This is a genomic window from Moorena producens 3L (genome assembly GCF_000211815.1).
Lineage (GTDB): Bacteria > Cyanobacteriota > Cyanobacteriia > Cyanobacteriales > Coleofasciculaceae > Moorena > Moorena producens.
The window spans coordinates 78,773-92,243 of sequence record NZ_GL890823.1 but is presented as its reverse complement, the minus strand read 5'-3'; the positions used below and the strand labels follow the sequence as shown (position 1 = coordinate 92,243).

Below are 13,471 nucleotides of genomic sequence, written 5' to 3'. Positions count from 1 at the left end.
ATCTCCAGGAATTGAACTTCCAAAACCGACGCAGTATTGAGGTAACTAAGTTGATGACTGAGGTGCTCGAACTTTAGGTATAAAAAAAATTAATATGTCTAATCTTGACGTTCGCTTTTCTAGCTTTAACGCTTCTTTGAATCGCTCCAATCAAGGGGATTTAATTCAAGATTTATCTACTTATGATAATAACCAAGCCAAGGCAGTGGCTGAAATTATTCAGCGTGCTAATCCGGATGTATTGCTAATCAATGAATTTGATTTCGATGAGAATGGAGAAGCGGCCAAACTTTTCCAAGATAACTATCTTTCGGTTAGTCAGAATGGTGCGACAGCGATTGACTTTCCCTATGTTTATCTCGCACCTTCTAACACCGGGATTCCCTCTGGATTTGACTTAGATAATAACGGGGAAGTTGGCGGGGGTAATGATGCGTTTGGCTTCGGGTTCTTTCCAGGACAGTTTGGGATGGTGCTATTCTCCAAACACCCGATTGATACGGAGAATATACGCACCTTTCAAAACTTCCTCTGGAAAGATATGCCAGATGCGTTGCTTCCTGTAGATCCAGTAACTGGGGAATCCTGGTACTCTGAGGAAGAATTAGCTGTATTCCGCCTCTCTTCCAAGAGTCACTGGGATATTCCCATTAATATCAACGGTGAAACGGTTCATGTTCTCGCTAGCCATCCTACTCCTCCAGTGTTTGATGGTCTAGAAGACCGCAACGGTACCCGTAATCACGATGAGATTCGGTTCTGGTCAGACTATATCACTCCCGGAGCTGGGGATTACATTTATGATGACCAAGGAAACTTCGGTGGTCTGTTGGCAAGCGATCGCTTTGTGATCATGGGAGACCAAAATGCTGACCCCTTTGATGGGGATAGTACTGATAATGCCATCCTGCAAATTCTAGATAACCCATTAGTCAACACCTCTGTTACACCCTCCAGTGAGGGAGGGGTGGATGCTAGCAACCGCCAGGGATTGAATAACCTGACTCATGGAGGTAATCCAGCCTTTGACACCGCTGACTTTGGTGAGGAAAACTTTGGTGGTCCTGGCAACCTACGGGTGGATTATGTGTTGCCTTCTCAAAATCTGACTATCACTGACGCAACGGTTTTCTGGCCGAAAAGTGATGACCCTGCCTTTGAGCTAGTGGGTGATTTCCCCTTTCCTAGTTCTGACCACCGTCTAGTATATGTTGATGTTGAGGTAGAGCCTACAGTGGTAGATAGTAACTCCAAAGTTGTCACTGGTATTAACTTCCTCGGAGAGGTTAGCTTTAATACTGGATTCCAGTTTGAGAATACAGAAGTTGGCGGTATCTCTGGTTTAGCCTACGATCCTGCTAATGGTGTCTACTATGGTCTGTCTGATGACCGCAGCCAAAATGCTCCCGCTCGTTTCTATACTATTGATATTGATTTAAGTGATGGTAGTCTAGACAACGGTGATGTAGGGTTTACAGGTGTCACCACTCTACGGAATGCTAGCGGTGAGCCTTTCCCAGAACGGGGTGTTGATCCAGAAGGGATTGCCTTGACTAGTGCTGGAACCTTGTTTATATCCTCTGAAGGGGATGCTAACAATCTTCTTAATCCCTTCGTCAATGAATTCTCTCTAGCAGGACAAGAGTTCAATCAGCTGACGGTACCAGATAAGTTCTTACCTACCTCAGATGGAACCAGGGGCATTCGTAACAATCGTGCCTTTGAAAGCCTGACCATTAGCCCAGATGAGCGCTTCCTTTATACTGCAGTAGAGAATGCTCTGATTCAGGATGGTCCGGCTTCGACACTAGAAGATGAAAGCCCTGTTCGGATTTTACAGTATGATTTACAAACTGGGGAACCTGCTAAAGAATTCCTCTACATCACTGACACCATTCCCAATCAGCCTGACCCTCCTGGCAGTTTTGCTGACAATGGTTTAGTAGAATTACTAGCGCTAGATAATACCGGAACCTTACTAGCCCTAGAGCGATCCTTTGCAGTTGGTGTCGGAAATAATCTCAGGCTATATGAAGTCCGGCTCCAAGACGCTACAGATATCAGTGATGTTGATAACCTATTGAGCAACCCCACTGACCCAGATAGTGGACTCTTAGAGGTTGAGCAAGTAGCTGAGAAACGGTTACTGTTGGATTTCGATGACTTAGGTATTCGTCTCGACAATAGTGAAGCGATCGCATTTGGTCCAACCTTACCGGATGGCAGACAATCCCTAATTGTTGCTAGCGATAACAATTTCAATGACAGCCAGATTACCCAATTCCTAGCATTTGGGCTAGACCTCGATCATATTCAATCTCCGACAGCAATAGTAGAAGCCACCTCTGAGATTAACGGTACTCAAGGGGCTGACCAGTTGATTGGGACTATTGATGCTGATCTGATCAATGGCTTTGGTGGAAATGATACCATTGCTGGGGCACTAGGTAATGATATTTTATTTGGTGGCAATGGTGATGATATCCTGCGCGGAGATAACAATAGCAGGTCCCCAGATGGTAAGGCTGGTGGGGATGATATTATCTATGGTGGTTCAGGAAGCGATCGCATTGGCGGTAAATTTGGTAATGACTCCCTCTATGGTGGCTTCGGAGATGATCAACTCTGGGGTGATGCTGGGGATGACCTATTAAGTGGTGGTCTGGGTAATGATACTCTGACTGGAGATAACTTCTCTAATGGTAGTGGTAGTGATACCTTTGTCCTAGAGATTGGGGAAGGTACTGACACCATTACAGACTTCGAGCTGGGCACTGACTTCATTGGTTTAGGCAATGGTTTGAGCTTTGGTGAAGTTTCTATCACCTCCGATAGTAATAATTCTCTTATCAATGTTGGAGATGGAACCCTAGCAGTAGTGTTAGGAGTAACAACCCTTGCTGAAAGGGATTTCGTTATTTTATAGCAATTCTCAAATTAGGAAGTAGGGGAATAGGGAGTCGGGAGTCGGGAGTCGGGAGTGGGGGTAAGAAAATTAAATGTACCTCGTAAGTATCGGAAAAACTATAAAAATGTGTTCCATTTCCGCATCTTCCCACACTTCCCATACTTCCCATACTTCCCACACTTTTCCCCATGTTCCCTGTTCCCGAAAATCAAAAAATTGTGTAATTAAACTATTTTATAAATGCTATAAAACTGATTAACTTAATAAGTTGAAGTTAATTTTTTTGTGGTTTTATATTTATTAATTTTGATTTTAATAACATTAATTTAATTATAAAAAATATAATAAATCGATAATGTACCAATTAATGTCGTAATTTTGATATGATAATTTTTGCTCCATATTGCCTACTCCCTACTCCCTGCTCCCTGTTATAGCAGTCGCCAGGGCAGTTAGGACATGACAAAAGTCTCAAAGCTAAGTATAGCAATAGTTTTACTTCTGACTTCTGACTTCTGACTTCTGACTTCTGCTATACCTTTGCTATGACTTTATAATCATAAATTTTAGAGGGTTTAATTGAAGGAGTAATATCTCAGGCTTAGGAAGCGTAAAAGTGAGTGTGAAGATCTTCGCACAAGAGGGTAAGACCCTACACCCACCCGAATTTGGATCCAAACCCAAACCTGTAGCTACTCGTGTAAATTTTAAGTAAAGCTGATGTAACAAAAAGAGCAAATTCTGTAAGATTATGTAAAGTTGACTATAGTACACTCTTTTCTAGTATAGTTTTACGTAAATCCAAAAATATATTAAGTCAAGTAACCTATGGCTTAATTAGTCTGACCGATAGCATCTACTGGTAGGTTAAAGCTACCCAGATTCCTTTGGTCATCTCTGAAGACGGTGCTTAGCCAGCGGGCATCTATAGCCCAGTTGCTTAGATCAAAGACAAATGATTTGTAAGCTATCAGCGTGTCGCGTATCAGCTATCAGCTGATGGGCTATGGGCTATGGGCACGCTACTTGATGTGCTGATGGGCTATGGGAACGCTACACCGAACAGCTTTTGAATAAAACAGGTAAGCATTAGTTTAATAGTAACGAAAGTCACAGGTTAGAAGCCTGTGCCACAAAGCTGACGGCACCTCAAATAGCGTGAGCTAAAAGCTCACGGCTGACGGCTGAATGCTTACAATGATTTGGATTTAGTTTGCTAATCGAAGAGTATCAAATCCAAGACAGTAAAATTCAATAAAACCTTAAGTCGGTGTTGCTGAACTAGTGATTGCAATGAAATCAGGGAAAGGGTAAAATCTACTTGATAATGAATCGAAGATCAGCTTAGGTAGACTCCGTTGAACTCCAGACCAAGGTTATGGGTAACTAGATAAATAAAGTCCGTCTTGATGTGGCTGGATTATCAAGTTAAATCCTCATACCCGAAGGGAGTCAAGGTGATAGCTATCATCATGGTAGCATCATGCTAGTCATAAGCCTAGTATGAGTGGGTAATTCCATTGGCTGTTCTTTTTGAATTAGTTCACACTCAATGGGATGTTCCGTTCGCGAATGCAGATCAGATTGAGCAAATAGCTTATTCAATAACGTTCAATAAAGCACAGATAGCTTGCTATTATATTGATGTTATATTGATGTTATATTGATGCTATCAGTGTTGGCGTTATTCAGCCATCGCCACACTATCTCCAGGTTAAAGGTTAATTATTAACACTAGCTGTAGAGTTCAGACGCAACCCCTAACTAAGTAGGTAGGAAATTAACGTAATAGGCTGAGGTTTAACTGTTGATTCTCAACAATTAACCTGAAGGACAGTCAACACTATAAAACCTTAGCGCTAACGCTACTAACCTACCTATTTAATCGAGCAACAAAACCCTAATAATTAAGTCCTAATAAATTAGTTTAATTCTTGATAATCAAGAAAATATTAGGCATTTTAATATTCGCGAAGCGGTTCCTTTGGAACAGGGTAATGAGTACATAATTCTTGCTATAAAACTTTCAATAAGTTGATAGCTAATAGCTGATATAGGTACTCGCCGTCTACTACCTAGGATAAATTTGTGGCAGATATATTAGAGAAAATTGGTAGCTTTTCTAGTGAGATTGGCGCTGAAATTACCGCCTACGACCCCATATCTCAAGAGTTATTTGTAGTATCTGGTGGAACTGAGGTGCAAGTGCTAGACCTCAGTGATCCGAGCAATCCAACTCAGGCAATACCACCAATTGATATTGCTTCTTTGATACCTGACGTTGATGGAGCAAATAGCGTAGCCTATAGCAATGGTTTACTGGCGCTAGCCTTAGAAGCTAGCACCTCTACTGATCCAGGGAAGGTAGCAATTATAGATATTGCGGCGTTTCGGACAAATCCCGCTGACCCCAATGCCCTGAAGGTAGTGCAAGCGGGGCCCCTACCCGATATGCTCATGTTTACCCCTGATGGCACCAAAATACTGGTTGCTAATGAAGGAGTAGCGGATGATGGCATTGATCCTGAAGGATCGATCAGTATCATTGATGTGTCGAGTGGGTTAGCAACTCTAACCCAAGACAATGTCGCTACAGCAGACTTCAGCGCCTTCAATGGTCGTGAAGCGGAATTCCGGGCAAAAGGTGTACGTATTTTCCCAGACAAGACTGTTGCTGAGGATGTGGAACCAGAATTCATTGCTGTCTCAAGCGATGGTACTACAGCCTTTGTCAACCTCCAGGAAAACAATGCCTTTGCGGTGCTAGACCTGGAGTCCGCTACAGTGGTGGATATCCTGCCTCTGGGTGTGAAAGACCACAGCCAAGGTCAGCCCACCCTAGAGCTATTTGAGTTCAATGACTTGCCTGTACTTGGTACTACCGAAGGGGGTCAGGAGATTAAACTGGGCGGACTGTCTGGCTTATTCTACGAAGGGACGGATGCAGCAACTGGCAACTTGAAGTTTGTAACGGTTCCTGACCGGGGACCCAATGGTGAACCCACTGATGTGGATGGGGATGGGAGTAAAGAACGACCCTTTGCCTTACCGGATTACCAAGCTCGCGTGATCCGCTTTGAGTTAAATCCCAGCTCTGGCGAGATCACCATTACCGAAACCATTTTCTTGACCCGTCAAGATAGCACCACACCAATCACAGGACTACCCAATATTGCAGGGGTGGATGAAGAACCAGTAGACTTATCTGGCAATTTGCTGCCCTTAGATGAGTTTGGTGCTGACCTGGAAGGGGTAGTAATCGCTGCGGATGGCACCTTCTGGATGGTGGATGAGTACCGTCCAGCTATCTACCACTTTGATGCCCATGGTGTTCTGATTGACCGCTTTGTTGCCCAAGGAACAGCTGCCTTGGCTGGTGCAGCAGCGGGAACCTTTGGCACTGAGTCCTTACCTGAGGAGTACGCCAATCGCCGCCGTAACCGTGGCTTTGAGGCCGTAGCTCTGGATCCAGACGATAATATCCTCTACGCCTTTATTCAAACTCCTTTACAGAATCCAGACCGTGCTACGTCTAATAGCTCGGATGTGATTCGGATTCTCGGAATTGATACTACCACAGGTAATGCCGTTGCTGAGTATGTTTACTTGCTCGAAGACCCTGCTTTACGTAGTGGAGGACGAGTAGATAAGATTGGTGATGCGGTATACGCTGAGGATGGAAAATTATTTGTCATTGAGCGAGATTCCGCAGTTGGTGATAAAGCAAAGAAGTTTATCTTCCAAATAGACCTGACAAAAGCCACTAATTTGCTTGCTCCGGATGCCCCCACACTACCCACTGACTCTACTCTAGAGCAGTTGAGTGCGGATGACCTAGATGCTCTTGGGATTCAGGCGGTCAATAAGATAAAAGTGACAAACCTGCCTTCGATTGGGTATCTCGCTGGTGATAAACCAGAAGGTCTAGCGCTACTGGATGATGGCAAACTGGCTGTACTCAATGACAATGACTTTGGAGTACTCGAACAGAAGATTCCGGTGGATGGCTCGGTTCCTCTGAACCCCAATCCAACTCCTGTGGTCTTAGGTCTGATCGACCTGGGTGAGAACAATGCCCTGGATGCTAGTAATGAGGATGATGCCATCAACATCCAAAATTGGCCGGTTTTCGGTCTATACCAACCAGATGCGATCGCATCTTTTGAGGCAAACGGTCAAACCTACTACGTCACTGCCAATGAAGGGGATATCAGGGATGAAGAGGAACGGATTGCAAACTTGACCCTCGACCCAGATGCGTTTCCCGATGCTGAAACCTTGCAACAAGAGTCTCAACTGGGTCGTTTGAGAATATCTACCATTGATGGGGATTTGGATAATGATGGTGATTTTGACCAGCTATTCTCCTACGGTGGGCGCTCTTTCTCAATTTGGGATCAGTTTGGCAACCTAGTGTTTGATAGTGGTGATGATTTTGAACGAATTACAGCTCAGCAAGTTCCTGAACTATTTAATTCTAGCGGCACTCCTGATACCTTTGACGATCGCAGTGACAATCAAGGACCAGAACCGGAAGGAATTGTCACCGGGGTCATTAATGATCGCACTTACACGTTTATCGGCCTCGAACGAATAGGCGGGGTGATTGTCTACGATGTCACTAATCCCACGGCTCCTGAATTTGTCCAATATCTGCCCAATGATAATGGTGGCAATCCAGATGAGCCAGTAGACCGTGAGCCTGAGGGGCTAACATTTATTCCTGTGGAAGACAGCCCCAATGGTGAACCCCTGCTGATAGTGGCTCAAGAAGACAGTGAAACCATTACTATCTTTTCAGTCAACCCCGGTCCGGGAACCCCATTAGATGATGAACTAGTTGGCACCGAAGCTGATGAGACAATCATTGCCCGAGCTGGCAATGATACAGTTGCTGGTGCTTTAGGTAATGATACTATCTTTGGGGGGAATGGAGATGATGTATTACGAGGTGACTTCAACAGCCGTTCCTCTGACAATACCCTTGGAGGGGATGATGTAATTTACGGGGGTGCTGGAAGCGATCGCATTGGTGGAAAAGCCGGTAATGATTCCCTGTTTGGTCAGAAAGGTGATGACCAAATCTGGGGTGATGCTGGGGATGACCTACTGCGAGGCGGTCTTGGCAATGATACCCTATTTGGTGATAATGGCTCTGGTGGTGATGGTAGTGATACCTTCATCTTGGCCGCTGGTGAAGGAACTGATACGATTGGGGATTTCCAAGTCAGTGAAGACTTCATCGGTTTAGCAGATGGGTTAACCTTTGGTCAGTTATCGGTTACTCAAGAAAGTAACAACGCTGTGATTAGCTTCGGTGATGAAACCTTAGCAATCCTGAATCAGGTGCAGGCTGAAACCCTGATCGATAATGCTGCTACGACTTTTATATTGGTTGCTTAAGGCAGAGCAGTTGAAGGTTGTTCGCCCAAGGCGATTCGGTGTAGGGTAGGTTGTCTGTCAGAATGCAGAATGTAGAATGCAGAATGCAGAATTCTTAATTCTTAATTCTTAATTCTACATTCTTAATTCAAAAGGGACTCTAATGGTTGACTACCCATGATTGATTTCACAGTTGCTATCTGTACCTATAACGGCGAAACTCGTCTACCTAAGGTTCTAAAACGATTACTGTCTCAAATTAAAACTGACCATTTTGCTTGGGAAATTATAATTATTGACAATAACAGCACTGATAATACCAGCAAAATTGTTCAGGAGTATCAATCCCATCCAGAAGCTTATCCGATCCGATATTACTTTGAACCAAAACAGGGGATAGCATTTGCTCGACGCCGTGCTATCCAGGAGTCTAAAGGTGAGTATGTCGGGTTTTTAGATGATGATAATCTCCCTACTCCTGATTGGGTTAGTGCTGCCTATAATTTTGGTAATTCCCATCCCCAAGCTGGTGCTTATGGTAGTCAAATTTATGGAGACTATGAAGTTAAACCACCGGAAAACTTTAACCGAATTGCTTGTTTTATCGCTATCATAGAACGAGGTCAAGAGCCATTTTGTTATCAGCCTCGTCAAGGGGTATTTCCTGTGGGTGCGGGGTTAGTGATTCGTAAGCAAGCCTGGTTAAATAATGTTCCTGAACAGCCTTGGCTCAAGGGGGTGTGTGCGACATCCCTATCTGCTAAAGGAGAAGATATAGAAACCTTATCCTATATTCAAAAAGCCGGTTGGGAAATTTGGCATAACCCTCAAATGTGTATTGAGCATCAAATTCCCAAATGGCGTTTGGAAAAAGACTATTTATTGAAATTATTTCGAGGTGTGGGCTTAAGTCGGTATCCCACTCGCATGTTGCGCTTTCAACATTGGCAAAAGCCTTTCATGATTCTAGTTTACCTAATCAATGATTTGGGCAAGACTATCCTTCACCTGATTAGATATCGCCAACACCTCAAGACAGATTTAGTAGCAGCTTGCGAACTGGAACTTTTTGTGAATAGCTTCTTTAGTCCATTTTATCATTGGATTTTTGGAAATCAGTCATAAATAATAAGACAAAATGCTGGCATGTATGAAAAGGGAAAAGGGAATAGGGAACAGGGAAGAGAGTGTGGGGAGAGGGGTTAGTGTGGCTAGTGTGGGGAGAGCGAAGAAGTAGTTTTCGATAATTGGGTATAGTTAAAGACATTTTTATGACCCCGACTCCCAGGGAATGCGCGTTCACGCTTAGCTTTAAAAAAGTGCGGGGTCGCACCGCTTCCGACTCCCGACTCCCTAGGCTGCTATAACTAAATAATTTAATTAGCTTCTAAAAATTGCTGTTTAAATTGGTAAAATTTAATTTTAGCATAAATATTTTTCAAGTGCTTCTTAACCGTGTTGAGAGTAATGAGCAATTCATCAGCAATCTCCTGATAGCTGTAATCAGCACGACGCAGTAACCAAACTTCGGCCTCACGAGGAGTCAAGTCATATTTATTCACCTCTGCGATCGCAAAACTCCCAGCATATTGATCGTGATTTTCTAGTGTTACTAAAATGCAGGGATTTTCAAAGGAGTCTAAGGTGAGCTTAACGGCTCGAATCCGAAAAGATGTTGAGGGTTCAGTAATAATTTCAGACTCGATAATTATTGACTGATTTGGATATAACTCACAGCTGTCGAGCACAGCTTGGCAAACACGCCTGATTTCTTTGGGAACAACGTTAGATTTTGACCTATCCACTGCCAGTTGAGCACAAATAAAGCGACCATAGCAATTGCTATGAACTAACTCTCCCTGAGCGTTCAGAATCAAGACACCATCCATTAATCCTTCTACTACCCCTTGTAAGAGAACACCGTTAAACTGTCTTACCTGAGTATTCATCCTCTAGACCTATGTGAACGTTACGAATCTGCAACAGAGCAGGTACCTACTACAGGTACCTACTACAAGTCCCTACTACAGGTTCCTACTACAATCCATAGGTGTAGCGGCTTTGAGCTTATGCAGTTAGCTATCCAGTTCTGGTATCACTTGTTCATTTGAGGGCGTCAGTGTTGAGTTGTAAGCATATGCGCTACGCGCAGGCTACGCCAACAGCAGTCAGCGGTCAGCGGTCAGTGGTCAGCGGTCAGTGGTCAGCGGTCAGTGGTCAGCGGTCAGTGGTCAGCCTTGTGGGGCAGGCTTCGACGCATCGGACCTAACCCATAAGCTGATAGCTGATAGCTGATAGCTGATAGTTGATAGCTGATAGCTGATAGCTGATAGCTGATAGCTGATAGCTGAATGCTGAATGCTTACCTCAGCACTAGTGTTATTCATTGAAAATCTAGAAACTGAGTTAGAAAAGGGAGTATAAAAAAACTAATAAGGATAATTAAAATCATGAATAACTTTAATGTCAAGCTATCTTCCTGTTCGAATTCATTCCCTGTCGAGTTAACGATGTTTTGAAAAATGGAATTATCTAAGGGCTTCTTCCACCATGGTCTTTTTTGTCTTTTTCGTGGATGTTTTTCTGTTTGAGTCATTGGCACTTGGGTATTAGTATTCGTAAGTTTTGATCTTAGCTTAGTCATGGAATATATCTTATTCAAAATCACTCCTACCTTAAATAATATTTTTGGATAGCGAAACTATAGTAAAACCAAACTAGTATTGACGGTAAAAACCACGGAATCAATACTAATGCTGAGATATAAACCTGCAATACAAATAATCCGTATATTCCTGTTATACTTCCCAAGGTTAATACCTGTTCATGTCGCTGTAGTAATGTTTTTTTGACCAGGATAATAGTAGTCCATTTTCCTAGGAATGCCCCTAGAAAAATAACCCAATGATCAGGAATAAAAACTACCCGATGCTGCCGGATTATATGGTGAACCATATAAGCAAATACTTCTCCTCTAGTTAATACTTCGAGGCACTGCTTTAGATCCTGTTCAACAGGTTGATAGTAATGGCACCAATAGCCAGCAACTGACGGAAAGTAAAAGTCATCTTCGGTGTCATTGTAGTCACCATGGGTGATGATAACAACTTGCTGCATCACATGGTGTTGGAGTTCTGGATTAGGCACAGGAAAATTGAGAAGTTCCTTAGCTGTAATAGATTTGTAAACTTGTCTAGGAGGAATAGAAAAGTCAATAATGGAAGCTAGTCCAAAAGGAGGAGCAGATTGATTGAAAGGAATCAGCCCTTGATTGTGAGTCTTTCCTGGCTTTAGATAATCACTGACTTGGGACTGAAAATCTACTGTACTGTTTAATGTTGGCTGGGGTAAACTATCTGAAGATGACTGGTGATTGAGCAGATGAGCTACTGCTAGCTGATAGGCAAACGGACATGACTCGTCTATACAGGTGGGATCTAGAGGCTGTTCAATAGTCCAAGGCTCAAAGTCTATGTACCCTTCTAAACTCCATTTGCGACTAGCGACTTTATCTTGTTTATCTGTTGCTAGCACAAACCAAGTATTCTGCTTTTCCACAGCAGAGCGAATGGCTTGATCAAGGTTTTCGTATCTAGGTTGGTAGATATGCCGACTGTAGTAAATGCCGATTACTTGAGCATTCAAGGCGTATAGGTGTCTTACCAACTTGGCTAAGTATTCGGAATCAATCAACTTACCTTGTGTGCTTTCTATTGCTTCATCAGCTTGATCTAGAGATTCCTGATCGATGGCAACTAACAAAACAGGCGCTAAGGTATGCTTTGGTACTTGATTCGTCAAATTACGATAGACAGCTTGAACTAACGCTCGGATATCGAACAATAATTCTACTTGAATAGCTGGGATGACGCTCAGCAGTAAAACTGTTCCCAATGCGATCGCTTCTGGTCTTGTCGGTAACCACTGCAGCAGCATTTTCTTCCAATCAAACCGCTCAATGCGATAGGGAATCAAACCGGGAGGATTAAATAAAGAGGGCAGCAGATAGGCAGAGGGATAGGCAAATTTCTCTACGGATTGGAGATGTTGACAGGCTTCGAGTAGTGCATCGTAAACATCTCTATGGTCAGCTAGGGGCTTACAGAACTGCTGGAGAAAACTCTGAGCCACATCATTGCGAATGGGTTCCCGCATCACTATTACCTGTAACCCAAGTTTAATCAGAGAGTTGGCAATGCTCAGACCACTGCAGGAGTTGAAAATGGCCAGCTGCAATCTATGTTCTCTAGCTTGAGTTAATTTTTCTTCGAGTTCACTAATCGACAGGGATATATTCGGAGCGATCGCAAGTCTTCCTCCTGTGGTTGTGGTTTCATCGCTATGTCCAGCAAAGAACAGCACATCCCAGCCTCGTTGATCACAGATAGCATTAGCAATTTTGGTTTTGATATCGACATGGTTTTCATGGGGTTGCCAGGTTACTCGCTCGACCTCAGCAATAGACTTAAGCGATCGCACAGCTTTCCAATCATCCTGCAACGGTAGTCTGGGATCATCTCCGAAGATAGCTAGAATGCGGGTTTTTCTAAGGTGCGCGTTCCCTAGCGCTTTGAAAAAGCGCGGGGTCGCACTGCAAGCTGTCAGGGGCTTAGTACAAGCAATGGGATCCGGATTATCCATAGCGCTTCTGAAAATGCGAACCCTCCCCAGGGGTGTGCCTTCAGGAGCAAGTTCCCAAGTTTCCCATGGTAACCGTTCCATTTCTATAGAGTCACAAGCTACGAAAATATCAACACTGGGGTGAGTACCAATCCCCTTGCCGTCTTCCGATATCAAGTGAGCAACACGAGTGAATTCGTCTCGAATCCGCTGTTGAATCTTACGAACCTCGCCTTCTCCTAACCAACGCTGGAAAGCATTGAGGAACTCTCTTTCTGCCTCCATCAAATCATAACATGGGTCACCTGAACCAGGATTAATTCTGCCACTATCTCCTATAGGTTTCACTGACGTAAATTCGTAAAACCTAGTGTAGCGCTGTCGCCACCGTTGATAACATCTTTGTATTTCCTGGCAATAGTTCAGGCTGGCAGATAGCTGCCTTCTTCTGTCATCCCATAGCAGCAAAAAGAAACAAGAATTATCATCTTTTTTATCCCAAATTTTAATTTCAAAAACTGTAGTCATTACCCAAAATAATCCTCGGATATTTTTATGAAA

Annotated in this window: 7 protein-coding genes; 4 read left to right on the top strand and 3 right to left on the bottom strand. The window is 43.5% G+C overall.

The window, feature by feature from the left end:
* The first annotated feature begins 94 nt into the window (after window positions 1-94).
* Window positions 95-2,926 carry an esterase-like activity of phytase family protein gene (locus LYNGBM3L_RS02120; protein ID WP_008178486.1) on the top strand — a complete coding sequence of 944 codons (2,832 nt, stop codon included), beginning with the start codon at window positions 95-97 and terminating at the stop codon, window positions 2,924-2,926.
* Here LYNGBM3L_RS02120 and LYNGBM3L_RS39455 read toward each other — a convergent pair.
* Window positions 2,916-3,098, bottom strand: coding sequence for a hypothetical protein (locus LYNGBM3L_RS39455; RefSeq protein ID WP_131826968.1), 183 nt, complete (start codon window positions 3,096-3,098; stop codon window positions 2,916-2,918). The two genes, LYNGBM3L_RS02120 and LYNGBM3L_RS39455, sit on opposite strands and share 11 nt — an antisense overlap.
* 1,898 nt (window positions 3,099-4,996) lie before the next feature.
* Here LYNGBM3L_RS39455 and LYNGBM3L_RS02115 point away from each other — a divergent pair.
* Window positions 4,997-8,311 (top strand): choice-of-anchor I family protein, encoded by a 3,315-nt coding sequence (locus tag LYNGBM3L_RS02115; protein WP_008178485.1) that lies wholly within the window; start codon window positions 4,997-4,999, stop codon window positions 8,309-8,311.
* Between the two features lie 156 nt (window positions 8,312-8,467).
* Window positions 8,468-9,415, top strand: coding sequence for a hormogonium polysaccharide biosynthesis glycosyltransferase HpsE (gene hpsE / locus LYNGBM3L_RS02110; protein WP_008178484.1), 948 nt, complete (start codon window positions 8,468-8,470; stop codon window positions 9,413-9,415).
* 251 nt (window positions 9,416-9,666) lie between these two features.
* Here the strand turns inward: hpsE and LYNGBM3L_RS02105 are convergent, their stop codons facing one another.
* Entirely contained in the window at window positions 9,667-10,239 is a 573-nt protein-coding gene (locus LYNGBM3L_RS02105; protein WP_008178483.1) for a helix-turn-helix transcriptional regulator, read from the bottom strand.
* Between the two features lie 188 nt (window positions 10,240-10,427).
* Between LYNGBM3L_RS02105 and LYNGBM3L_RS48285 the strand changes: the two genes are divergently transcribed.
* The gene (locus tag LYNGBM3L_RS48285) at window positions 10,428-10,559 is read left to right on the top strand and encodes a hypothetical protein (protein WP_267871970.1); all 132 of its coding nucleotides are present in this window, start codon (window positions 10,428-10,430) and stop codon (window positions 10,557-10,559) included.
* 401 nt (window positions 10,560-10,960) lie between these two features.
* Here LYNGBM3L_RS48285 and LYNGBM3L_RS02095 read toward each other — a convergent pair whose 3' ends face one another.
* Window positions 10,961-13,438, bottom strand: a complete 2,478-nt coding sequence (locus LYNGBM3L_RS02095; RefSeq protein ID WP_008178480.1) for a CHASE2 domain-containing protein — start codon at window positions 13,436-13,438, stop codon at window positions 10,961-10,963.
* Window positions 13,439-13,471 lie beyond the last annotated feature (33 nt).